Here is a 25,836-nt window from a genome sequence, read left to right as displayed (position 1 = left end):
TGATGTGAGAGTTTTTAGTTATGACGAGAGCTTACTGGTCCCGGTCAAGGTGTTATACAAAATAATATGAACTTGATATTCTATTCATCATCGACGAAAAAATAATCAGGCCAAACAGTAATATTCCAATTTATTTACGTTTAATCAAAAACAAAGGGAAAANCAAAATAATATGAACTTGATATTCTATTCATCATCGACGAAAAAATAATCAGGCCAAACAGTAATATTCCAATTTATTTACGTTTAATCAAAAACAAAGGGAAAATAGCCGGAAGAAGCAAGAATTTAACATATTTCTCTAATTTTTCTAATATTCCTCTAATTTAATTGTTGAAAAAGGCCGTCGATGATGATAGTATCTTTTTCAACAATTAATTTTTTTCTAATAAGAGGAGATCATATTATGACAGAGACAAAGAAAGTAGTTTTAGCATATTCCGGCGGATTGGATACATCGGTGGCCATTCCGTGGTTAAAGAATAAAGGATACGACGTGATTGCATGTTGTATCAATGTTGGTGAAGGAAAAGATCTTGAGTTTATCAAGAACAAAGCAATTGATGCCGGTGCGGTTGATGCTTTTGCAATTGACGCTTTAGATGAATTCGCCGATGATTACGCACTCGTAGCTTTACAAGGACATACCCTCTATGAAGGTATTTATCCACTTCTCTCTGCTCTATCCCGACCTCTTATTAGTAAAAAGTTAGTAGAAATTGCCCGAGAAAACGATGCAGTTGCCATTGCCCATGGCTGTACCGGAAAGGGTAACGACCAAGTTCGTTTTGAAGTTGCTATCCATGCTTTGGCACCAGAAATGACTGTGCTTGGTCCCGTTCGTGATTGGCACTGGTCACGTGAAGAAGAAATTGAATACGCTAAGGAACACAATATTCCTATTCCAATTGATTTGGACTCACCATACTCAATCGATGCCAATATTTGGGGCCGTGCCAACGAATGTGGTGTTTTGGAAGACCCTTGGAATGAAGCTCCTGAAGATGCGTTTGACATTACTACTCCAATTGAAAAAACGCCTGATGAACCAACTAGTATTGAAATTGAATTTGAACACGGTGTACCCGTTAAATTAGACGGTGAAGCAATGAAGTTGGCTGATATGATTCAAGAATTGAACGTCGTTGCTGGCGAAAATGGTATCGGTCGAATCGATCATATTGAAAATCGTTTGGTTGGTATTAAGTCTCGTGAAGTTTACGAAACACCTGCTGCAGAAGTCTTAATGAAGGCTCATAAAGAGCTTGAAGATTTAACTTTGGAACGTGACTTGGCTCATTTCAAACCATATATTGAAAAAGAATTGAGTGACACGATTTATAACGGCTTGTGGTTCTCGCCATTGATGGAATCGTTGTTGGCATTCTTGCACGAAAGTCAAAAGACCGTTAACGGAACTATTAAATTGAAGTTATTTAAGGGTAACGTTTGGGTTCAAGGACGTAAGTCACCAAATTCACTTTATGATAAAGATTTGGCAACTTATACTTCAGCTGATTCCTTCGATCAAGAAGCTGCCCAAGGATTCATTAAACTTTGGGGCTTGCCAACGCAAGTTTCTGCTCAAGTTGCTGCAAAAGCCAAAGCTAATCAAGCCAATGTTGATAAAACTGAGGTAAACCAATGAGTACAGCCAAACTCTGGGGAGGTAGATTCTCCGCTCAAGCCGACTCTTGGGTAGATGAATTTGGTGCTTCTATCAGTTTTGACCAGTTGATGGCCGATGAAGATATCGAAGGTTCCTTGGCACACGTCAAAATGTTACAAAAGACAGGTATTTTAAGCCCAACCGATGTGCAACAAATTATTGATGGCTTGGAAAGCATTCAAACTGACCTTCATCAAAATAAATTGCATTTTACAGTTGAAAACGAAGATATTCATATGAATATTGAAAGTATTTTAACTGATCGAATCGGACCAGTAGCTGGAAAATTACATACTGGCCGTTCACGTAATGATCAAGTTGCGACCGATTTTCATTTATATGTTAAGAATCGTTTGCCGCAAATTATTGCTGAAATCAAAACGATTCAAACAACTTTGGTTAAATTAGCTTCTGAAAATGTTGAAACGATTATGCCAGGTTATACGCATTTACAACATGCTCAACCAATTTCTTATGGTCACTATTTGATGGCATATTACTCAATGCTTAAACGTGATGTGGAAAGATTTGAATTTAATCAAAAGCATACTGATATTTCACCTTTAGGAGCAGCAGCGTTAGCCGGCACCACTTTCCCAATTGACCGCCAATTTACGGCCGAAGAGTTAGGCTTTGCTGATATTTACAACAATTCGTTGGATGCTGTCTCTGACCGTGATTTTGCTCTAGAATTTCTCAGTAACGCATCTATCTTGATGATGCATCTGTCCCGTTTTTGTGAAGAGCTGAGTATGTGGGTCAGCTACGAGTTCAACTATTTGGAACTGAGTGACAAGTATACGACAGGAAGTTCCATCATGCCGCAAAAAAAGAATCCCGACATGGCGGAATTGATCCGTGGTAAAAGTGGACGTGTTTTTGGACATCTCCTAGGATTGCTTTCAACTATGAAATCTTTACCTTTGGCTTATAACAAAGATTTACAAGAAGACAAGGAAGGTGTTTTTGATACCGTCAAAACTATTCTGCCAGCTTTGAGAGTATTCAACGGCATGCTTGCTACTGTTAAAGTTAAAAAAGAGAACATGTACAAGGCAACGACACACGATTTTTCCAATGCAACTGAATTAGCTGATTACCTAGCTAACAAAGGAATTCCATTCAGACAAGCCCATGGCATCGTGGGAGAGTTAGTTTTAAAGGGAATCCAGACAGGTAAAAATCTTCAAGATATCTCAATGACCGAGTTCAAAGAAATTTCACCATTGATTGAAGAAGACGTGTATGAAGAATTAAAACCAGAAGTAGCGGTCGAAAGAAGAAATTCCTTCGGTGGTACCGGCTTTAAGCAAGTTCAAATGCAAATTGATCAAGCATTGACTGAATTAAATAATTAGAGAGTGGGACAAAACATGTTCAGCTTTCGAGCATTAAGGCAAATAGCCCAAGTAATCCGATTTTGGATTGCTTGGGCTATTTGTTTTAAGTGGAAAAGGCTACGTTTCGTTCCACGCTTTTTTTATCATAAGGACCACTCTAAGATTTTCTTATATTAACCTTATTCAATCATCAAGACCCCGCCACCACTAGGATGCTATAACTTAGATATGCTTTTGAAGAAAAGAAAAATTCAAAGCTTCCAGCTAACATTGCCAATACCAAATCGAAAAAAGAAAGCTCATCAAACAGGTGCTCAAATATTTTAATGATTAGTCAATAAAAAGTGATTTAGCTGGAGGTTGGGAGAGATTAAATCGAGACTCGAGACCTTGGCTCGAGTCGGTCCCACAGCAGACTTAATCTCTCCCAACCGGAAGCGGCAGTTTTAAAATCAATCTTTAAATAATAAACAAGCAACAGAGGTGAGCTTTTGGCACAAACAAAAAAGAAAAAATATCTTTATGAAGTTGATCTAATGCGTGTTCTCTTTATCGCAGGGGTGTTGTTGAACCATACAACGACGGCCTTTAAAAATAATGTTGGGACTGGATCAGGCAGTGAGCTTTTCTTAGAGGCAACTCACTTGATGCTCCATTTTACGAGAATGGGTTTCATGTTTATGACGGGACTCGTTTTGGTACTGAATTATTACAATAAGGAACCTCATTGGTTTAACTTCTGGAAAAAACGTTATATCAGTGTTGGGATTCCGTATATTGGTTGGAACGCTATTCTGATGTGGTTTGCAACGATTACCGCAGGCGTAGCTTTAAATTGGCCAGATTACTTTAAAAATTTATTTGATGCAATTATTCACGGTAACAAATATTACATGTACTACATTTTGGTCACGTTCCAGTTGTACCTGATTTTTCCGTTATTAGTTTACATGTTTAAGAAATTGAAAAATCATCACGTGGCTATTTTAGTAGGTAGTGCCTTGATTCAACTGCTATTAGTCATTGGAATTAAATATTGGTTACCAGGTGTTGATCGTAGTAGTTGGTGGTACTTATTTAGAGCTTACGGAATGAATATTTTGGTTTACCAATTTTACTTTGTGACCGGAGCATTTGTAGCGATTCATTACGATGAAGTTGACCGTTTTATTGAGAAAAATCATCGCGTGATTGGTTGGTCAACCTTAGTTTTGGCTCTTGGAACCATAGCTTTATTCTTCGGAAATCTCAAGATTTTGAAGTTGAGTATGGGAGCAACTGAATCAATTCACCAACCATATATCTTCATTTATGACACCTTCATGATTGCTTTTGTTTTCTGGATTGGTCGGCAATACGCCCATGCCAGGGAAACCACTTTTCCACATTGGCTCGATAAAATAATTAAAAATATGTCCAAAGTTTCATTTGGAATTTACTTAACCCAAACGATTCCCATTACAGTTTTATACGGAATTTTAAGTGTTATTAAATTACCATCGTATGTCATGTTGCTACTATTACCAGTCGGATACGCATTCGTCTTAGGTGGAGCATTCTTGATTTCGTGGTTCTGTTACAAAGTTCCGCCATTTGGAGCATTGATTGGTCGTCCACAGTGGCACCTCAGTAAGGCTCGCAAAGAAGTTAAAGGAGTAAAAGAAAATGTCGAAAATAACAAATCAATTAAACAAACAGTTAGAGAATAATATGAATCAACCCATCATTAAAGATGAAACATTGAATCGGTGGTTTAACGGTTATGAAATTGCGGATGATGTTAGATCACTTCGTGAAGAGTTTTTAGATTTACATATAGGTAGAGGCGATGTTGTACTCGTCTGTTTACCTAATACCGCTGCCTATCCAGTGATAACTCAAGCTTTGTGGGAAGTTGGAGCAGTTATGCACCCAATTGCAGCCACGACCCCGGAACTGGAATTACAACAAGAGTTAGATGAACACGAATATGTGGCCTCAATTGTTGGACAAGAGCTAGTCAACGCTGCTTTAGATGACCGTTTAGCAATCGTAACGGCGTTACATTTACAAACCTATCCCTTATTACATATCATTCGTGATCGTCAACTGATGGGTAATGATGCTCGGGTCCCTGATGAAGATGATTTGGCCTTGATTATGAATACTTCGGGTACAACGGGTAAACCTAAACGTGTTGGTTTAACGCATGGGTTACTTTTGAATGGAGTTGAACATGATATTGAAAGTCATAAAATGACTGCTTTAGATACAACCATGGTTGTCATGCCCATGTTTCACATTAATGCTCAAGCCGTTTCAATTCTTTCGACTCGCTTATCTGGCGGGAAAATCGTCATTACAAATAAATTCAGTGCTTCAAAATTTTGGAATCAAGTTCGTGACAACGGCGTTACATGGGTATCAGTAGTGCCGACAATCATTAATATTTTATTGATTAATCAAGCAGCGAACGCAAATTACAGCGATGACATCAGATTGAGATTTGTCAGATGTTCCTCATTTGCCTTACCACTTGATAAGTTAACTGCTTTTCAAACACGCTTCCATACTACAATTTTGGAAGGCTACGGTATGACAGAAACAGCTAGCCAATGTACGATTAATCCTTTCGATGCACCCAAAGTTGGTTCAGCAGGGAAAGCATTTAAAACTGACGTTGAAATTATGGTTGATAGAAAAATAGTTCATGCACCTAATCAACTGGGTGAAATTATTGTTCGCGGCGACCATGTGATTGCTGATTATCTTGATCCACATCCCAATTCGTTTAAAAATGGTTGGTTTTTGACAGGTGATCTCGGTTATTTGGATGAAGATGGCTATTTATTCGTGAAAGGCCGTAAGAAGGATATTATCAATCACGGTGGTGAAAAAGTTGCTCCAGCTCAAGTTGAGAATTCACTCAGTCAATTGAATTTCATTAAAGAAGTTTCAGTAATTGGGACACCAGATTCACTATATGGCGAGGCCGTTACTGCTGTGGTTATCAGTCAAGGACAACAAGCTGAAGAATTAGAACGTCAGAAAATTATGGCACATGCTCAAGCAACTTTAGCTAATTATGAGCAGCCAACACGAATTTTCTTTGTTGAAGATTACCCTCGTAATGCAACTGGCAAAGTAATTCGTTTAAAATTACGTGAACAAGTCATGTCAAACTTAATCAGGAGCGTGGGATGAGCAAAAAACAGAGAAAATTCAAAAAATTAATCATCAGTCTTGTTTTAGTTTTCTGGGCAGTCATTGCTGTCTATGGCTTTAAACAAACCGATGCTGGTGCTGCCAGTTCAGATTTGCAGACAGTCACAATTGGTTATCAAAAAGGTGATCCGTTTGATATTGCTAAACAACGTGGTGAATTTGCCAAAAAGATGAAAGCTAAAGGTTATAAAGTTGTCTGGAAAGAATTTCAAGATGGTAGTTCTTTGATGCAAGCTTTAAAGGCAGGTAGTGTCGATTATGCTAGAACTGGTGATACACCACCTGTTTCCGCACTTTCAACTGGGACCAAGTTAACCTATGTGGCAGCAGGTTCTTCGAAAGCTAAAGGCTCGGGAATTCTTGTGAAGAAGACCTCAAGTATTTCGTCGATCAAGGATTTGAAGGGTAAGAAAGTTGCCTATACAAAGGGAACTAGTTCGCAATACATGTTACTAGCTGCCTTGAAGAAAGCTGGTTTGAGTGCCAGTGACGTCACTTGGGTCAATATGGATCAATCCAGTGCCAGTGTTGCGTTTGCTAAAGGTAAGGTTGATGCTTGGGCAACATGGGATCCATATACTTCACAAGCGGAAATTACTCAAAATGCTAAGTTGTTAACAAACGGTGTTGGTATTACGAATAATCGTGATTATGTTCTAGCTATGGCAAGTTATGCTAAAGAAAACACTGAGGTTTCTAAGTATTTGATTAAGTATTTGGAAGAAGACATGGTCTGGGCTAACAACAATCATAGTGAATTGATTACGATGATGAGTAAGTCACTCAAAGTTTCGAAGGCGGTCGTTAAGAAGATGGTTGATCGTCGAACTTATGGTATTAGTGCAATGAACAGTACATATGCCAAAGAAGAACAACAAATAGCTGATTTGTTCTATGAAGAAAATTTAATTGAAAATAAAGTCACAATTAGTGACTCAGGAGATTACAAATAATGAATAAATTAAATGATGAAGGTCGACTCGTAGAGTCGGCTTTTTTGTTTGTTGCCTCCAGAATCAAGAGTCTTTTTGAGGTGGATTTTCTTTTTGTGGTTTAATCACGACATATAACGGTGGCATAATGGGTATTAACTGCTTTACATTGCAAAAGCAACCGTCAGGTTCTCTGCAAAATTCGCCGTTACACGTACAATTGGAATCAATCAAGGGGGACATGATTATGAGAATCGGTGATCAATTACAAAAACAACGAAAATTACATAATATGTCACAAAATGAATTAGCAGATAAGCTGCATATTTCTCGCCAATCAATTTCAAAGTGGGAAAATGGTGCGACGCTACCAAGTTTTAGTAATGTGATTGCGATTAGCGATTTGTTTGGTGTTTCCTTAGATGAGTTGATTCGAGGGGATGAAGAGCTGATGAGTAAATTTGAAGATGACAAGATTAGATTGAGTAAGACCGAGACTATTTTTACGATAGGATTATCTTTAGTTTTTATCAGTCTGATAGTTATTTACAGCAACGGAATTTCTGTGACGAGTATTGATGATTGGTCGTCTGTTATAGGTCTGATTGGGTTCTTCGGTTTTATTTTCAATATTAAATGGAGTGCGTTTAATAAAAGTATAAATAAGAAAGCAGTCTTTTTTGGAATATTATTTTTAGTGGCTTTCCTAATACCGTTCATAATGCATGAGATTCCTGATATTTTGCACGGAATGACTGACCGTCAGGGCTTTTACAACAATCTCTATAAATAGAAAGGAAACATGATTATGAGAATCGGTGATCAATTACAAAAGCAACGAAAACTACACGATATGTCACAAAATGAATTAGCAGATAAGTTAAATATTTCCCGGCAATCAATTTCAAAGTGGGAGAATGGAGCAACATTGCCAAGCTTTAGTAATGTGATTGCAATCAGTGACTTGTTCGGTGTTTCCTTAGATGAATTGATTCGAGGGGATGAAGAATTGATGAATAAATTTGAAGATGACAAAATTCGATTGAGTAAGACAGAGACTATTTTTACCGTGGGATTGGGAATTGTATTGATTGGCCTAATTATTATTTATAGCGGAGGCATATCGATTGCTAGTATTGATAATTGGTTGCCCGATGTGGGACTGATTAGTTTTTTTTGTTTTATTGCTAATATCAATTGGAGAATGTTCAACAAGAGTTTGAATAAGAAAGCTGTCTTTTTTGGAATACTCTTGTTAGTGGCTGTTTTAGTACCGTTTATTATGCATGGAGTGCCAGATTTATTGAAGGGATTTACCGAGGGTACTAATTTGTATAATAAGTAGAACATCAAAAAATGATCATAATCCGTTTGTGGAGTATGATCATTTTTTTATGCTGTCTTAACTTCAAGTGGTTTTTCATTCAAAATCTCACCCAAAACTCTGTCAGCCACAATGCCAATTTGACCTGCATTTCGATTCTTAGGGCAGTCTTCTTCATAAGAATTAGTTGAATCTTTCATCACGATAATTCGATCAGCCATACGGGCAGCTTCTTCGACATCATGGGTTACGAGGATAGTTGTTAGATTTTGTTTCTGACAAATATCGAGGATTAAATCTTGCATCTTACGTCTGGTCAAAGCATCCAAGGCTCCCAGTGGTTCGTCCAACAATAAAATTTTAGGATGACTCATTAATGCTCTAGCTAGTGCCACTCGTTGCTTTTGTCCACCAGATAATTGGGTTGGATAGTGGTCGGCATAATCGCCTAATTCAACTAATTCGAGTAGTTCCTGAGCATGCGCTTTAGTGTTTTTATCCTTTGAACCAAATGATAAATTGTCTAAAACGGACATCCAGGGTAGCAATCGATCTTCTTGAAACATTACACGCATCAACGTTTTAGTGTCGGATTGGTCAATCGTGACTGAACCGGCAGTTGGCTGTTCTAACCCAGCAATTAGACGTAAGAGAGTACTTTTACCACCACCGCTCATTCCGACCAAAGCAATAAATTCACCTTGGTTGATATCGAGATTAACGTCGTGCAAAGCAGTCAAATTGTTATATGTTTTATTAATATTTTTAATTGAAATCATTGTATTATTCATTAAGCATTACTCCTTCCAGTATTTTGCCATTCAAGTAAGAGACTTTCGAAACTCTTGGCAATTAAATCAGAAATTTTTCCGAGAACTGCGTAAACGACGATACATAAAACGACTGTTTCCATATCGACGAAATCTTCCGCATTGTTGGCCATATAACCGATACCTGAACTAGCAGAAATGGTTTCGGCAACGATTAAGGTTGTCCACATTACACCTAGTGCGTAGCGAATACCAACGAGAATTTGTGGTAAAGCAGCAGGGAAAATTATTTTGAAAAATAGCTGTTTTTTCGTTAAATCATATGATTTACCCATTTCTATCAAATCAGGATCAACAGAACGAATGCCGTGGAAAGTGTTGATATAAACAGGGAACATTGTTCCAATCGCAACCAAAGAAATTTTGGCTGATTCGTTAATTCCTAACCAAAGAATAATTAGGGGAATAAGGGCTAGATGAGGGATGTTCCGAAACATTTGAATCGATGAATCGAATAATAAGCGACTCGTATTGGACATCCCATTGATGAAGCCAAGAAGAAATCCGATACCGCCACCAATCAATAGACCGACAGTGGCACGGTAAAGACTGATACTGAGATTTTTGGGTAGTTCGCCTGATAAAGTTAATTTAACACCGTCTTGGAAAACAGCAATTGGTGATGGTAAAACAGAACTTGATAACCAACCAAGGGAGCTGCTAACTTGCCATAATAAAACCACGATAATTGGAATTAAGAATGGCAAAAATTTATCGACGGGAATAGTGAACTTTTTACGGCGCGTCGTAGAAATCGAAACTGGTTTTTGCATTGATTAGGCCTCCTTGAGTTGTTGAGTCACTTCCTGAGCTAGAAGTGTGCGTTGAATTTTACCAGTCGCATTTTTCGGTAATTGCGTACTAAAAATGTATTTTGTGGGACGTTCAACAGGTAATAATTGCTCATTTGCTAATTCATTCAACAACGCCAATTGATGGCGATGATCTTGACTCAGTTTCTTTGGTACGATGACAGCCGTAACAGTTTCACCATAAATTAAATCAGGTGTACCAATCACCGCAATTTCACGGACAAATTTTAAATCGTGTAGACAATCTTCAACGGCTAATGGATTAACATTTTCACCGCCACGGATAATCATTTCTTTAATACGACCAGCCATGTGCAAGTAACCTTGTTCATCTAACGAACCAAGATCACCAGTTAAGAGCCAACCATTATGGAAAGCCTCAGGTTGGGGGTCCAGATAATGAGTGATAACATGTTCACCTTTTAGAGCAATTTCACCAATCTCGTTTGGACCAAGTTCTTGATAATTGCTATCCAAAATTCGAATCTGTGTACCTTTGATAATCCCAACGGTATTTTGAATGGGTTGTTCCAAAGGATTCTGAGCAATCTGACTAGCGGCTTCAGTCATGCCGTAACTTTCTATTAACGGAATTGAAAATCTTTGACTGAATTGTTGGTGAATGCTTGGTAGGAGAGGGGCTGAAGCAGTTCTGAGAAACCGAAGCCGATTCTTTGTTGGCTGTTCGTCACGTTGTAGAAGAATCGCAACGATAGCGGGGGTCAAGGAAACCCAAGTCACCATTTCACTACTGACTTCCTTCCAGAATAGATGGGCACTGAATTTCGGACGGAAAAGTAATTGTCCATGAGATAAACGCGTTGCCAAGTTAGAAATGACCATCGCATTGATGTGGAACATGGGCATTAGGATAAAAGTACTGTCTTGGTCAGTTAATTCTTCACTGTCGATCACGTTGAATGCGGCAGCTAATAATTGCTGATGCGTCAAACCGACACGCTTAGGTTTACCAGTTGTACCAGAAGTATGCATAATCAGGGCGATTTGCTCGTCAGTTGGTTCTTCTACCAAGTGAGCAATGTGTTTATTACGAAGATAAATTTGCACTTCGGGTTCATGTAAGGTGGTCAAACGTGGTTGATTAATAAATAAATAATTTAAAATTTCTAAGTCGGTTAAATCGGAGTCTAAAATAATTGCAGAATAATGATATTGGTCTTCAAGTTCACTAATTTGAATTTCGTTAGTGGCCGGATTGATTGGTTGAACAATCGCACCGACTTCCCAAAGACTTTGAACAGCTAAAGTATAAGTAACTGAATTAGTTAGGCTGATAAGAACGATATCGTTGTGACCGATACCTTTACTTTGCCAATAATTTTTCCAAACATTTTCTTCTAAGTTAAGTTCACTGCCGGTGTACCAGTGTTGCTTTGCATCTTGCATCAAAGGACGAGTAGTACCAGCAATCAATTGTTGTTGTAATCTTTCAGTAAGTTCTGACATATTTTTGTACCAGAGATAAGTAAGATCAGGGGGGAGGAGTCTTGCTTAAATCAATGTCCTTTCGATTGAATAACCATAGTTTACAAGGGAAGAGGGTTGGGAACTACTGAGGTTTGATAAGGTTTATATAAGAAATTCTTAGAGAGCGGAGGACGACGGTTAGATTTCGAGAGGTTTCCTAGCTTCACGAATTGCGCACCGCTTTTGTGCGTGATTTGGGAAGCGTAGAAACATCTCGAAATCTGTCGTCTGCAGCTCGTTTCAGAGCTACTGCATAGGCGTATAAATTTGCTATAAAAAAAAGCTTTCAGCCATCTATGAATAAGATGAATGGAAATCTTTTTTTTCGTAAAAATATTAAATATAAAATAGTGCATTGAAATAATGATGTTTAAAAGGTACGATAGTTCTATCGAACACATGTTCGGCAAAACTAGTGAAGACGAAGTGATTTTTTGATAAGACGAGTTAATATAGACAATTTAATAAATAGTAGAAATTTTCTTATCATAAATTTTTTGAAACAAAATGAGGTACAGAAATGTATAAAAGAATATAAAAAAAAGCCTACAAAATACTTATCTGATCAGATATTAAGTAAATTGGAAGACTACTTCGAATATGTATGTATGCTTAACAGTTTAAAGAGAAATATTCATTTTAAAAATAAACATTTTTATTCAAGAAATGTGAATAAAGAAAAGCTTATTTATGTTCCGGATGAAATATTGGACATAAATAAGGCAAAGAAAGTTTATGAAAATATAAAGGATTGGGAAGATTTAATAGATAATGATGTGATTCTCAAAGCAGTTAAGGATTTAGATATAAAATCTCAAAGAATACTCTGGATGCTTATTGTAAACCGAGCTACCCAAAAGGAAGTCTCCAGCGTGCTTAATATATCGCAACAGTCCATTTCTAAAGAAAAAAAACGTATTTTAAACAAATTAAGAAGGAAAATTAATTATGAAGAATAATCCAGAATTAATGGATGCAATAAAATCCAAAAATGAAAATAAAATATTTACAAGTATGAAACCATTATTGTATAAGACCATCAAAGGAGCACCGTACAATGAACGGCAAGATTATTACCAAGAATTATCAATTGAAATCATTAGAACAATTAGAAAGCAGTACAAAAACGAACATAAGAATTTTGACGATTTTTTAAAGAAAAACAAATTAATTTCTTTAAATGGTTGTTATTTTTCTTAAATATGTCTTTTATTCAGTGTAATTAGTTGGCGCCAACTGTTGCGTAAAAATATATAGTAACTGATTTGATTATTGTGGCTTATTGCTTGTTAACGAGTTTATTTAATACTCTAATTTCTATTTTTTTATTTTCATGTTTCAATTTTATTATTTGAGATTCTTTAAAATAAGAATTAATGGCTGAAAAGATTGCATATATAAAAGTAATTATCGGTAAAAATACAAAAGCAATATACAATAGGATGTCTGCAATCATTTCCCATACCTATTGATTCTATATTCAGTTAATTTTAGTTGACGATTGAGTCTCTTTTCGTTACGTAATGTTTGATTATATAATCTGTTTTTCATTTTTAGAATAGTAATGAGAATTAAATTAACGACAATGGCAATGATGATATAACCGTATAAAATATTACCGAAGTTTGGAGTATACATTATTTCACCTGAATTAAATAAGTTTTATTAATCGAGTCAATTGTATCATATGAAATTTTCTATATATTAATAAATTAATATTTGCGGAGTGTGATAGACATGAGTTCAAATGAAACTCTTTTAAATTTTTTGAAAGCACAGATGGATACAGCTCAATTTCAATATTCAATTGATTTTGCCAATCAATATGGATCAGATTATTCTTCCCAAATTATTTGGGGACACGTTGCTGGATTACCCAACGAGGATGAAAAAGTTTTTCCAAAATATATAAATGTTGGGGAATATTATTCTCCAGAGTATTCAGGAATTATCGCAGGTACTTGGACAGAAATCAGTAATCCTGAAAATTATGAAGTTGAAATATATATATTATCAGATACGTATTATCTTAAAGATTCATGTAATTTAGAAGCCAACGGAACTTGGAAATCAAATAAAGAAATTCCTCAAGGATTCAAAGTTATAAAGCTAATTGATAAAACTAAATCTGACGATGATCCCAATCGTTTCGTTGAATATCCTTATTCGTATTTTGTGAACTTCAAAATGCGTTTGTATAGTTTGACAGATGCTGAATATTTAACTGACGAAATGCCAATTTTTGACGTTGGTAATAAAAACTTTATTTTTTATACAAATAAGGTTACTAAGGGATTAAAAGTTGGAAAGGTTATTCAGAGAGTTTGGAGGGCCGGTAGTTTTTCATATGATGTTGTTGGTGTTGCAGGAGCACAAACTAATATCAAGAATGGTCGTTTGCCAAGTTCGTATCTAATACCATCAGATGATCCTTCATTTGATAAGGATGGTACCAGTGCAAAAGGTAAATATGGTTATATGCTGAACTCTCGTTCGTGGATTTACGATTTAGGATTAGCATTGCTTACATTCACGACTAGTGGTGAATATGATTTATGTAAAGAGATTTTGAATCGTATGAGTGCAGAACAAAATTCTAATGGTTCTTTTAACTTTAGCTATGATAATTATATTGGACCACTTTTCGAAGGTTATGTCCGAACAGGAGCTGTTGCTTGGCTAATTTGGGGGATGTCATATTATACAATTAAAACTAGGGATGAAACTTATTTAAATGTGATAAAAAAGGCTGGGGATTGGCTATTAGGACAAAAAGTTACTGATGAGGAAGATCCTAGATATGGATTTTTTAAAGGTGGCTACGGAAGCTACAATGATAATTATGATTATGTTAAAGGAGATATTGAATGGTGTTCAACAGAGCATCAAGTATCTAGTCTCCAAGCATTGAATGGTCTTTACAAGTTAACTGGAGATGTTAAATACAAGAATGCTGCTGAAAGGTTACATTATAATATAATTCGGGTTCTGTATGATTATAATGAAAATAGATTTTATCAGGGCATTCACGAAGATGGTGTAGACAAATCATGGGCTTTAGACTGTGTTACTTGGGCAGGATTATCTACTCTTTCAGATGATTCATTCGGAGTATTTAGTAGTGAGTTAATAAAAACAGCATTGTCTAATTATAAAGTCGATAATGCAAAATTAGTTACAAGTGAAGTTACAAATCGTTTCAATAAAGACTATTCATCAGAGCAAACTTTTTCTGGATTTAAGCCTTATAGCGACCTTGGTGGAGGTTATACCGGGTCTCCAGATATCGTTTGGAGTGAGGGTACACTTGGATTTGTTTTACTATGTATGAGATCAGGAGAGAATGATTTAGCTGACAAATATTTATCAGAAATGGAAAAACTACAATCTGTAAATAATGATTCAGGTGGCGTTCTTTATTCCACGGCTACATATGGTGAATTACCATGGGAGTTTCATGTTTGGGAATGTGTAACCTCAACTTCTTGGTTATATCTTTTGAAAAATAATCCCGATGTTTTATTTCCTAAAATGAGTTATTCAACATACGGTAATGATCCCCAACTATTAAATAGAGCTGAACAAATTATTTCGAAGATACCATTAACATCTGGACTTAAAGCAAGTTTAGATTGGAAAGATAATGGCGTTTCAGGTAATGTTGGTCCGTTCTATGTACATGTATCTGCAGAGGAAAGTTCATCTGTTACTGCTGATAAATATTATGATTTCGATATAAATAATGGCTCTATCGACTTGAGTAAAATAGAAGATTCTGTGGGTGAAATCATTAAGGAAACAGGTAAGGGCAGTATGTCAGATTTTGTTGGACTCTTTAATGGTATTGCTGCCAAGGTTGAAAAAGGTAATTTATTTGTGGGGATTGCTCCTGGAATTCCAGAAACTGGCGATAAATGTGGAATCAGAGTCATTACATTGGCAAATTATGATAAGACTGTTAAACAGGATGGCGTAGTTGCAAAAGCAAAATCATCTATTAAGGTTATTTATGAGGTATATATAACTAACAAGAATAATCTAGTTATGGCAACTGATAAGTATCAAGAATATACTGATAATTTAAAAATGATGAAAGTTGACACAGGCTTGCTTATAGCAAAAATATCTAATGTTATGGTTAGCTTTTCAGGGATTGTTTTGACGCCAGTATCTAACTATGATATAGGATTAGGAATTATTAAAGACGTATTAATCGGAGTGATTGTATTCTTGGCGTGGGTTGCAATTGCATTTTAAAAAAATTAAACAAGTATAAATTAAAGAACTTAGTAATTTAGGATTTATAAGAGTCCATTTGCTAGGTTCTTTATCTATCATATAATTTATCTAAAATTTCGAACTCTAATTTTTTATTTTTATTTCGCAAATTTATAATTTTTCTGAAATTTAAAAAGAAAATAATAATTGATATCAATATACTGATAATTGCTAAATAAAATGTGATTGTAAATATCACCTCTAACATAGTTATCGTGACCGCCTGTTTTTATTTTCAATTTTGTATTTTATGAGCTCTAAACGACTATTGCTTTTTTTTATTCTCATTATTGTTTTTTCAGATATTAGGTATATAAGTAAGCAAGCGATAATAATGAGTATATTTGTGATAATGGCGCTAATGACTCCTGCAGTGGGTGATGCAAGTAACACTAATTTGATCATTATGAGTCCCCCAATTAATTGCAAATTTATTGATAAACCGCACTAAGTATAGCACATGATACCTGAATCATCATGATACCGTTTACATAAATTTCACTAAATGGTATAGTTTTGATTATGTACTAAGTAAAGCTTCAAATGACGATTTATCAATGAAAGGTCTATACAACAAAATGGTGAAAGAATTCAAAAGTAAAAACGAAATCAAGTCAGAAATAATTAATTTGTCAGCGATTTTAAGTTTGCCAAAAGGGACAGAAGCGTTTGTCAGTGATGTTCATGGTGAATACGATGAATTCGCTCATATTATGCGAAATGGATCTGGAAATACTAAGCAAAAAATTGCTGAATTGTTTACCGGTCGATTAACACCAGCTAGTCAGAAAAAATTAGCCTTTTTGATTTATTATCCATCGGAAATTCTGAAAAAAACTAAAGCCCGAATGAATGATGTTGATGAATTAAATCAGTGGTATATGGATACTTTTAATAATCTGATTGAGGTCTTACGTTATACCGCCAATAAATATACGCGCTCCAAAGTTAGAAAAGCTATTTCTTCGGAATTTGTCTACATTACTGAAGAACTGCTTTATGCGGATTTGAATGCTGAAACAAAACAATATTATTATCAGGATATTATGACGAGTATTGTCAGTTTGCAGGAAGCTGATGATTTTATTATCGCTACTTGTCATTCGATTCAACGATTAGTCGTGGATCATGTGCATATTATCGGTGATATTTATGATCGCGGACCACACCCTGATTACATCATTGAACATTTGGCTCGTCATTGGCAAAATTTTGATTTTCAATGGGGAAATCATGATATTTTGTGGATGGGAAGTATTGCTGGTTCAAAATTATGCATGCTCAACTTGTTACGGATTTGTGCCCGTTATGATAATTTGGCAATTTTGCAAGATGCTTATGGAATTGACTTGAGCGCGGTGATTGCTTTAGCAACGAAGTATTATCAACCATTGAAGTCATTTGAACCCAAGTCAGATACTGGGGAAATTATTTCAGCTGAAAAGAAAGCCCAGGATAATTGTGTCCAGCAAGCGGCTGCTATTATGCAATTTAAATTAGAAGGCGCAGCCATCAAACGGAATCCTGATTTTCAAATGGAAAACCGTTTGTTACTGGATAAATTGAGTCAAAATCGTAAGACAATCACTTTAGATGGACAATCTTATTCTATTCAAGATGGCTGTTTTCAATTGGTTGATTGGAAAAATCCTTATGAATTGACCCCTGAGGAGAATGCAGTAGTTGAGGACTTGATTCAACAATTCATTCATTCGTCCAAATTAAATAAACACATTAATTACTTGGTTGATAATGGTTCGATGTATCTCAAATATAATGACAATTTATTGTTGCATGGTTGTATTCCTGTCGATGAAAAAGGACAGCAGCAGTCTTTAACGATTAATGGCAAAGCGTATGCAGGTAAGCAATTATTTGATTATTTTGATCAGATGATTCGGACTGCTTTACAAAATCCAATAGCCACTGATTCATTCGCAACCGATATTATTTGGTATTTGTGGACGGGGAAGATGTCACCCTTGTTTGGTAAAGATAAGATGACTACCTTTGAACGTTACTTTATTGATAATGATTCATTACACATTGAGAAGTTAAATCCGTATTATTCATTACGAAAAGAAGAGTGGTTTGCGGATCAATTATTGACGGAATTTGGATTGGATTGTGATGGACATATAATTAACGGTCATACACCGGTAAAAGCTGGAACCTCGCCAATTATGGCTAATGGAAAAATCTTTGTGATTGATGGAGGAATGTCGAAACCGTATCATAAGACCACCGGAATCGGCGGATATACATTGTTGTCCAATTCGTATGGTTTGCAATTGGTGACACATGAGCCCTTTACAACACGTGCTAAGGCGATTGAAGAAATGAAAGATGTCGTTTCAACTAAGCGAGTAATTGAGCAATCTGCAAAGCGAAAACTAGTGGCAGAAACAGATATCGGTCAAACAATTAAACATCAAATGGATGAACTTGTTTTGAAACTGAAAAATATGTAGTCCGTCTCAAGAATTGAAAAACAGGCACTGGCTGTGTGGAACAAAATTACGATACTAAAAAGACACCTATGAAAAATTTTCATGGGTGTCTTGTCATATACAATATTAAATTTTATCAAAGCTAACTTTGAAGATGGAACCTTGTGGTTGATTGTCTAAAACTTTGATTGAACCGTTGTTGATTTTGATCAATTGGGAAACGATGGATAATCCCAAACCGCTGCCTTTAATTTCGGTTGAATGCGATGTATCTACTCGATAGAACCGTTGAAAAATCAAATCTTTTTGGTCATCAGGTATACCCATGCCCAAGTCTTTAACCGATAGCTCAATCTTATTATTTATATTTTCAAGTTCTAATATGATTGGTGTTTTTTCAGGTGAATACTTATTAGCATTATCCAATAACGCAACGATGATTTGTTTCAAGGTATCCGCGTTGCCCAAAATATGTATATCGGGGGCAATTGATAAATTTAATTCATGATCCAATGTCTTGTGATATTGCTTGCCGATTTGTTCCGCAATTTCAGATAAATTAACATCATCCAAGACTAAATCTGCTCGATCAGCTCGTGAAAGGTGAAGTAGATTGGTGATCAAGTTTTGCATCCGCAATGATTCTTCATCAATAAAACCGAGTGATTCGGGGATGACATCGGGATGTTTTTCTCCATGGCGTTTAATGAGATTGATGTTGCCACGAATAGCTGCAATTGGTGTTTTCAATTCATGAGAAGCATTGGAAACAAAGTCTTTTTCTCGTTGAAGACGTTGATTTTGCGATTCAAGCAACTCATTAAAGGCGTTACCCAATTCTTTAATTTCTTGTGGGCTGTCGGGCACTTCAAGTTTAGGCTGGTCGGTGTCGGAATCTTTGGTTGTATTACGAGTTTCCTTAACTAGTTCAATTGTTGGAGCACTGAGTTTGGCAGCCAACTGTTGAGCCCACCAAGTTCCAAAGCCAAGTGTTACAAAAACAATAATACTAATGATAATTAACAATAGTAATAAACTATTAATCAGACGACTTAAACTGGTCCAAAGCTGATAAGTAGTATCGGCATCTTTACGTGTGTAAAAGAGGAACAGACCATAGCCCTGAACGTAAACGATGTGTTGTCCTGGAAGAATCATAATTTTTCTTTGACTGATAAATTTTTTTGAAGTCGAAGTCGTCATGATTTCTTGGCCCGTTCGGTTGGAGGCTGCTGTAATAGATGATTTTTTAGTTTTAACACGAATCACTGTATTTTGTTTTGTATGACGATTATTTTGATTACTCCATTGAATAAAACCAGGAATATCGTCGATATTGGAACGATACAGACTCATCATTTGACCATTAGCTTCGTGGACAGTTTGCGAATATTGCTGCAAGCCGACAACAACTAAGATTAGAGCACTGATTGATAAAGTGATGATGATAACTAATTTTCGAATCGCATTATTAATTAATTCTTGATAAGTTGCTGATTTTTTCGTGGACGTCATGCTGTCACATCCTCAATTGAATAACCAACCCCACGAATCGTCTGAATCAAAGGTTTGTTATCTTTACCATCAACTTTATTACGTAAATAACCGACGTAAACATCCACGACATTTTGTTGACCGAGAAAATCTTCACCCCAAACATTGTCGAGCAATTCATCACGAGTAAAGACTTGTCCCACATGTTGGAGGAAGAAAAGTAATAAGTCATATTCTCGACGTGTTAGTTGCACATTTTCATCATTCCGTGTCACTTGATGTGATTTAGTATTCAAAATAAGGTCATCAATTTGATAAGTTTGGTCAGGTTCAGTTAAGTGTTCAGCCCGACGTTGAATAACCCGAACCCGAGCTAAAAGCTCTTCAATTTCAAAAGGTTTGGTAATGTAATCATCAGCGCCATTATCAAGACCAGCAACTTTGTCACCAATGTAGTCACGAGCAGTCATGACGATTACTGGCACTTGGTCGTGTTTACGAATCCGACGAAGAACTTCCATGCCATCAAGTTTGGGCAACATCCAGTCCAATAAAATTAGAAGCAATTCATTTTGATGCTGTTCATAAAGATCCATCGCTTCAGCACCATCGTTGGCAATGATGACATCAAAATCCTCAAATTGTAGTTCTTTACTAACGTAGCTTGAAAGACTGCGTTCATCTTCAACAATTAAAATGGTATTCTTCATTAATAAATCTCCCAGTAGTGTATTAGTGACTCAGATGTTCTAATCCGTAGGTTTCTAATTATTATAGTAGTAAATGAACCTTAATACTAACTAAAAACAAACTAAAGCGTAAAGATTACTAATTATGATATACTTTGTTATGTATGATAATAGTTAAATATTTTTTCTTCATTGACTATTATCGATTCTTCCAACGTAAGTTTTTTATAAATCTAAATTTTTGAAAATGGCTGATATATTAAGTTTCATACAATAATTTCAATTTTATTGATGACGTATTTTTGATATAACTGGATATGTATTAAAAGATTGAAATTCCTGACAATTAGTAATAAATAAACTAGCCGGAAGGAACAAGAATTTAGGTCGCTGTGAAGGTGGCGTTAGTGCTTTAGCACTTACACCACGGGACGAGTTTTGAAACTCGCGTATTTTGCGAGGTTCAAAATCGAGAGGCGAGACCTTGGCTCGACTCGGTCCCCACAGCGACCTAAATTTCTTGTTCCTGGAGGCGGCATCAACCAATCGATTAGTTTAAAAAGGTGATAAATAATGGATAAAGCAATTGAAATTCTTAAACAAAATAATTACAAAATTACGAAACAACGGACTGACTTAATTGATTTCCTAAGGAAATTTACGGTTCAATACGTTTCAATCAATGATATTGCTAACTACATGCGCTCGTTGTATCCAGGCATGAGCAATAATACAATTTATCGGAACTTGAAAGAGTTTGCCGATATTGGTTTGGTTGAATATCAAGAAAAAGATAAAACATTGGTTAAGTATCAATGTGATTTTACACATCGTCATCATCACCACTTTGTTTGTAAAAACTGTGGCAAAGTTACGGAATTAAAGGCTTGTCCCATGGAATTCTTCGCTGATCAATTGCCCGGATATACGATTGAAGGCCATGCCATTGAGGTTTACGGACTCTGTGCCAACTGTACGAAAAAATTAAAAGCTTAAACTTGCTAAAGATTTGATTTCAAATTACTGAAATTAAGTTTTTTTTTTCTGAAAAAAGTTTGTTTAATATATCGAAACGATATATACTTAAAAGCTGTAAAGAAGGTGTTAAAAATGTATGAATTATTTATCTTGGGTCAATTGATGGATCACCCGATGACAGGATATGCTTTGCGCAAGGCCTTTATATCGATAGCCGGTAATGACCAGGCAATTAGTTTTGGTACGTTGTATCCATTGTTAGACAAGTTGGAACAGGTGCAAGAGCTTAGCCTTAGTTTTGAAAATACCGAGAATAAGCGTCCGCAAAAGTTAGCGACGATAACTGAAAAGGGAAAAATCCGTTTCTATGAATTAATTGAAACGAAGGTTGCTCTTAACAAACAAACTCAGTTGACCTTTTTAATGAAAGTACATTTTTTACATTTATTAAATCGTGAGCAGCAGATTTTTATTTTGAAAGATTTTCAAAATTTTTCTGAATCTAAACTGAATCGTCTTCAGGATTTGCAAGCCGAGTTGGGTGCTAATAAGCATATGGTTCAAGGTGATATCAACGATGCTTTGCTAGTTAAACAATTACAGATTTTACGTGCTCAAGCCCAAGTTAATTGGGTGGCACAACTTTTAAAACAAAGAAAAGGGGCTTAACTTTTATGGATAGTTTTGCAAAAGATCCAGAGATTCAAAAGCATCGCTGGATGATTTTAGTTGCTGTTTGTATGTTTACTTTTATGTCTACTTTGGACGGAAGTATTGTTAATATTGCTTTACCAGTGATGAGTAAAGATTTAAATATTCCAATGAATCAAGCCGAGTGGGTCGTTTCCATTTATTTGATTGTTATTTGTGCACTATTATTATTGTTTGGAAAACTCGGAGATGCTTACGGAAAAATTCGAATTTTCAAAATTGGTTCAATTTTATTTACAATTGGATCATTACTTTGTGGATTTAATTCTGGATTACTGTTTCTTTTAATAGCTAGGTCTATCCAAGCTGTTGGAGCAGCGATGACTATGAGTACTAATAATGGGATTATTACTGAGGTTTTCCCATTCAATGAACGTGGACGTGCATTAGGTACGATTGGTTCATTTGTGGCTTTAGGTAGTATCGCCGGACCTGGTGTTGGTGGATTGATCTTGGCTCACTTGCACTGGGGCTATATTTTCTTAATCAACGTTCCAGTTGGTATCATAGCTATTTTATTAGGTATGAAAATTTTACCTAAAGATATTACACTATCGAAACAAAAGATTGATAAAACAGGTTCAACATTATTTGCTCTTGTAATGGTGACATTGTTCGCTGGAGTTTTCTTGGGGCAAGAAATTGGCTTTGTTAAACCAGGTGTCTTAGCATTATTTGTGGTTGCACTAATTTCCTTTATTGGTTTTATCCGAGTTGAGTTGCACGTTGAACGTCCAGTTTTGGATTTAAGAATTTTCCGCAATGCTAATTTCACGATTAGTATTTTCTGTGCTTTCCTAATTTTTGTAGCTAACTTTTTCTTCAACGTTATTTCACCATTCTATTTGGAAAATGCACGTGGATTAGCTGCTAATTATGCAGGGTATGCTTTGATGACTTTCCCAATTGTCCAAGTAGTTGTCGCACCAATTGCCGGAGCCATTTCGGATAAAATAGGGCCAGAATTATTAACATTTATTGGTTTGATTTTGATTTCAATTAGTCAAGTTGGATATATGTTTATGGGCTTGGCAACACCAATGTGGATTTTTATGTTCTTCGTTGGTTTAGTTGGATTTGGTAACGGAGTCTTCCAAGCACCTAATAACTCAATTGTTATGAACTCTGTAGAAGTAAAAGACCTTGGAATCGCGGGAGGAATCAATGCTTTAGCTCGTGAATTAGGTATGATTATTGGTATTTCAGCAGCGACGACTGTCTTATTCTCATCTATGAGTCACACTGCTGGACATACCGTAACGTCATATGTTCCAGCTCATCCAGAGCTATTTATCTCAGGAATGCACGTTGCTTTCATGGTTTCATTAGCAATTTGTTTATTAGCAACAGTTATTACAGGCGTTCGTTTATTGAGAAAATAATTACAATAAGTATTCAAAGAGTGGGACAAAACATGGTCAGCTTTCGAGCATTAAGGCAAATAGCCCAAACAATCCGATTTTGGATTGCTTGGGCTATTTGTTTTAAGCGGAAAAAGCTATGTTTTGTTCCACGTTTATGCTGCATGTTTGGGGACAATAATAGTTTTGTTCCAAACTCGTTCTTTTTAGGATTTTCTCCAATATTTATTAGCTAATTAAAGGTAGAAAATATATTTGAAAAATAGACTTGTCTTAGAGTATAGGCGAAGTGCTAGTATCAAGATGAGTAAATATTTGGGAGGAACTTATATGAAATATCGTAGATTTGGAAATACGGGATTTAACGCTAGTGAAGTATCACTAGGTACTTGGCAACTTGGTTCAAAATGGGGCGATCCTTTCTCAGAAAAAGATGCACTTGCTACCTTGGAAGAAGCCTATGATCAAGGGGTAAATTTCTTTGATACAGCAGACGTTTATCAAGATGGTGAAAGTCAACGTGCCATCGCTAAATTTATCAAAGGTAAAAAAGACAAGGTCTTTGTTTCAACTAAAATTGGTCGCCGCTTAGATCCACATGTTGCCGCAGGTTATAATGAAAAAAATCTTCGTGGCTTCGTTGAAGATTGTCTAAAAAATTTGGATGTTGCTGCTTTGGATAATGTGCTCTTACATTGTCCACCAACTCAAGTTTTCTATGAGCCAGAAGTGTTCTTTGCTATGGATAAAATGAAAAAAGAAGGCTTGATCAAAAACTATGGTGTCAGTGTTGAAAAGGTTGAAGAGGGTATTAAAGCTTTAGACTATGATATTTCTTCAGTCGAAATCATCTACAACATGTTTCGTCTTCGTCCAGCTGATAACTTTTTCAAGATGGCTAAAGAACATGATGTTGGAACAATTGTTAGAGTGCCGCTTGCTAGTGGTTTGTTGACAGGTAAGTATACTCTGGATACAAAATTTGGTAAAAACGACCATCGAACAACTAACCGTAATGGTGAGGAATTTGATGCTGGAGAAACTTTCTCAGGTGTTGATTACGCGACTGGAGTAAAAGCTGCTCAAGAATTGGACGAAAAACTAAGTGCCGGTAATAAATTAGCACCGATGGCATTACGTTATATCTTGATGAATGATGGTGTCAGCACAGTTATTCCTGGTGCATCAAAGCCAGAACAAATTGAAAGAAACGTAACAGCAGCTGAATTGCCACCATTTACGCATGAACAAATGGGAATCGTCCGTGATGTTTACGATAAATACATTAAGAATCCCGTTCAATATAAGTGGTAAAAAGTTGATTAACTAACATCACACGTTGATTATGTCTAAATATAAAGGAGTACCTTTTTATAGGTGCTCCTTTTTTGAGCTTTGTAGAAAAAATCTTATATTTCTTTATTCAAAAAAAGCGATTACAAATGATATGTAAAGATGTGATAATGAAGTCCAATAGGAGAAAAATGATGAAAAAAACTCTAATAGTTCTAACGTTATTAGTCTTTGTTTTACCGTTATCCGCATGTGGATTGAACTCCAAAGGTTCAAATGATCAACATCAAACATCGAAAGTTAAGCCGAAAGTTAAAAAAGATGAAGCTTTAATTAAAAAGAATCAGACAATTTGGACTAAATTGACCAAAGATGCTGAAGTTGTTAAAACTGATGCTTATAGTGGCGACAGTATTGTTCCAACTAAATTATCAGATCTTAAAAAAGCTGGCAATATTGTTAAAGGTACAGTCTATAACTTGGAACAAATGGATGCTCCCAAAAATATGGCTTTGACCAAGGCTAAAATTCGCATTGATCAAGTATTAAGTGGAGATAAAAGCCTAACTGGCAAAGATTATTACGTCGTTTTGCGTGGTGGTTTGACGACAACCGACGTTTATTATGCTGACATGAATCGAACGAAAGAAGTTGACCACGATATTTTGGTTGAAAATCCGGAAGCTCCTTTACCCAAAATTGGGACCCAGTTTATTACTGTTTTGGATAAAAATAATTTAGCTAATGGTTCGGAATATAGCCAAATTTTAATGAAGAGTGGCTTTACAAAAACTAATTCACTACCTATTTTTGATGAACAGTTTAGTTTTTGGATCAAAGATAAAACTGGTAAGTATGTACTGAATAATCCTAAAGCTAGCACTGATTTGGAAGATTTAACGTGGGATATTAATCATAATTATGCCTAGTGAAATTTAATTACAGATACTGAAGGTTAAATATGCCGCCTCCAGAAGCAAGAA

Annotated in this window: 21 protein-coding genes; 16 read left to right on the top strand and 5 right to left on the bottom strand. The window is 35.8% G+C overall.

Annotated features, from left to right (window positions below; all coding sequences use genetic code 11):
• Positions 1-403: 403 nt before the first annotated feature.
• The 7 genes from FD31_RS11585 to FD31_RS11555 all read left to right on the top strand — a co-directional run bounded on the left by FD31_RS11585 (position 404) and on the right by FD31_RS11555 (position 8,490).
• Positions 404-1,648, top strand: a complete 1,245-nt coding sequence (locus tag FD31_RS11585; RefSeq protein WP_275472404.1) for an argininosuccinate synthase — start codon at positions 404-406, stop codon at positions 1,646-1,648.
• Positions 1,645-3,027: an argininosuccinate lyase gene (gene argH, locus FD31_RS11580; protein ID WP_057892943.1), complete on the top strand. Its 1,383-nt coding sequence runs from the start codon at positions 1,645-1,647 to the stop codon at positions 3,025-3,027. Before FD31_RS11585 ends, argH begins: the two co-directional genes overlap by 4 nt.
• Positions 3,028-3,500: 473 nt before the next feature.
• Entirely contained in the window at positions 3,501-4,718 is a 1,218-nt protein-coding gene (locus FD31_RS11575) for an acyltransferase (RefSeq protein ID WP_057892942.1), read from the top strand.
• Complete coding sequence (locus FD31_RS11570) at positions 4,675-6,192, top strand: AMP-binding protein (protein WP_057892941.1); 1,518 nt, start codon at positions 4,675-4,677, stop codon at positions 6,190-6,192. Before FD31_RS11575 ends, FD31_RS11570 begins: the two co-directional genes overlap by 44 nt.
• Complete coding sequence (locus FD31_RS11565) at positions 6,189-7,166, top strand: aliphatic sulfonate ABC transporter substrate-binding protein (protein WP_057892940.1); 978 nt, start codon at positions 6,189-6,191, stop codon at positions 7,164-7,166. Before FD31_RS11570 ends, FD31_RS11565 begins: the two co-directional genes overlap by 4 nt.
• A 226-nt stretch (positions 7,167-7,392) precedes the next feature.
• Complete coding sequence (locus tag FD31_RS11560) at positions 7,393-7,938, top strand: helix-turn-helix domain-containing protein (protein ID WP_057892939.1); 546 nt, start codon at positions 7,393-7,395, stop codon at positions 7,936-7,938.
• A 15-nt stretch (positions 7,939-7,953) separates the two neighbouring features.
• The gene (locus FD31_RS11555) at positions 7,954-8,490 is read left to right on the top strand and encodes a helix-turn-helix domain-containing protein (protein WP_057892938.1); all 537 of its coding nucleotides are present in this window, start codon (positions 7,954-7,956) and stop codon (positions 8,488-8,490) included.
• A 47-nt stretch (positions 8,491-8,537) separates the two neighbouring features.
• Here FD31_RS11555 and FD31_RS11550 read toward each other — a convergent pair whose 3' ends face one another.
• From FD31_RS11550 to FD31_RS11540, 3 genes are read right to left on the bottom strand one after another with little or no spacing between them, the layout of a single operon-like run.
• Positions 8,538-9,260, bottom strand: a complete 723-nt coding sequence (locus tag FD31_RS11550; protein ID WP_057892937.1) for an ABC transporter ATP-binding protein — start codon at positions 9,258-9,260, stop codon at positions 8,538-8,540.
• The gene (locus FD31_RS11545) at positions 9,260-10,072 is read right to left on the bottom strand and encodes an ABC transporter permease subunit (protein WP_083483661.1); all 813 of its coding nucleotides are present in this window, start codon (positions 10,070-10,072) and stop codon (positions 9,260-9,262) included. Before FD31_RS11545 ends, FD31_RS11550 begins: the two co-directional genes overlap by 1 nt.
• A gap of 3 nt (positions 10,073-10,075) precedes the next feature.
• Positions 10,076-11,578: an AMP-binding protein gene (locus FD31_RS11540; RefSeq protein ID WP_057892936.1), complete on the bottom strand. Its 1,503-nt coding sequence runs from the start codon at positions 11,576-11,578 to the stop codon at positions 10,076-10,078.
• A 629-nt stretch (positions 11,579-12,207) separates the two neighbouring features.
• Here FD31_RS11540 and FD31_RS11535 point away from each other — a divergent pair.
• The 4 genes from FD31_RS11535 to FD31_RS11510 all read left to right on the top strand — a co-directional run bounded on the left by FD31_RS11535 (position 12,208) and on the right by FD31_RS11510 (position 18,348).
• Positions 12,208-12,558 carry a sigma factor-like helix-turn-helix DNA-binding protein gene (locus tag FD31_RS11535; RefSeq protein ID WP_147007369.1) on the top strand — a complete coding sequence of 117 codons (351 nt, stop codon included), beginning with the start codon at positions 12,208-12,210 and terminating at the stop codon, positions 12,556-12,558.
• A complete protein-coding gene (locus FD31_RS11530; protein ID WP_057892934.1) occupies positions 12,548-12,799 on the top strand; it encodes a hypothetical protein in 252 nt (83 codons plus the stop codon). Before FD31_RS11535 ends, FD31_RS11530 begins: the two co-directional genes overlap by 11 nt.
• A gap of 537 nt (positions 12,800-13,336) precedes the next feature.
• Positions 13,337-15,856, top strand: coding sequence for a hypothetical protein (locus FD31_RS11520; RefSeq protein ID WP_057892932.1), 2,520 nt, complete (start codon positions 13,337-13,339; stop codon positions 15,854-15,856).
• 578 nt (positions 15,857-16,434) lie between these two features.
• A complete protein-coding gene (locus FD31_RS11510) occupies positions 16,435-18,348 on the top strand; it encodes a fructose-bisphosphatase class III (protein ID WP_057892930.1) in 1,914 nt (637 codons plus the stop codon).
• A gap of 105 nt (positions 18,349-18,453) precedes the next feature.
• Here the strand turns inward: FD31_RS11510 and FD31_RS11505 are convergent, their stop codons facing one another.
• Both FD31_RS11505 and FD31_RS11500 read right to left on the bottom strand, forming a co-directional pair.
• Entirely contained in the window at positions 18,454-19,842 is a 1,389-nt protein-coding gene (locus tag FD31_RS11505) for a sensor histidine kinase (RefSeq protein ID WP_057892929.1), read from the bottom strand.
• A complete protein-coding gene (locus FD31_RS11500) occupies positions 19,839-20,531 on the bottom strand; it encodes a response regulator transcription factor (protein WP_057892928.1) in 693 nt (230 codons plus the stop codon). The genes FD31_RS11505 and FD31_RS11500 overlap by 4 nt, the downstream gene beginning before the upstream one ends.
• A gap of 552 nt (positions 20,532-21,083) precedes the next feature.
• Between FD31_RS11500 and FD31_RS11495 the strand changes: the two genes are divergently transcribed.
• The 5 genes from FD31_RS11495 (at position 21,084) to FD31_RS11475 (ending at position 25,782) form a co-directional block, all read left to right on the top strand.
• A complete protein-coding gene (locus tag FD31_RS11495) occupies positions 21,084-21,506 on the top strand; it encodes a Fur family transcriptional regulator (protein WP_083483660.1) in 423 nt (140 codons plus the stop codon).
• Between the two features lie 114 nt (positions 21,507-21,620).
• Positions 21,621-22,157, top strand: coding sequence for a PadR family transcriptional regulator (locus FD31_RS11490; RefSeq protein ID WP_057892926.1), 537 nt, complete (start codon positions 21,621-21,623; stop codon positions 22,155-22,157).
• A 5-nt stretch (positions 22,158-22,162) separates the two neighbouring features.
• Entirely contained in the window at positions 22,163-23,581 is a 1,419-nt protein-coding gene (locus FD31_RS11485) for an MFS transporter (RefSeq protein ID WP_057892925.1), read from the top strand.
• 309 nt (positions 23,582-23,890) lie between these two features.
• Positions 23,891-24,874 (top strand): aldo/keto reductase, encoded by a 984-nt coding sequence (locus FD31_RS11480; RefSeq protein WP_057892924.1) that lies wholly within the window; start codon positions 23,891-23,893, stop codon positions 24,872-24,874.
• Between the two features lie 170 nt (positions 24,875-25,044).
• On the top strand, positions 25,045-25,782 hold the full coding sequence (locus tag FD31_RS11475) for a hypothetical protein (RefSeq protein ID WP_147007368.1): 738 nt from the start codon (positions 25,045-25,047) through the stop codon (positions 25,780-25,782).
• Positions 25,783-25,836: the final 54 nt, after the last annotated feature.

The organism is Companilactobacillus nantensis DSM 16982, assembly GCF_001435815.1.
Lineage (GTDB): Bacteria > Bacillota > Bacilli > Lactobacillales > Lactobacillaceae > Companilactobacillus > Companilactobacillus nantensis.
The sequence above is the reverse complement of the archived record's forward strand: the minus strand, read 5'-3'. Positions and strand labels throughout refer to the sequence as shown.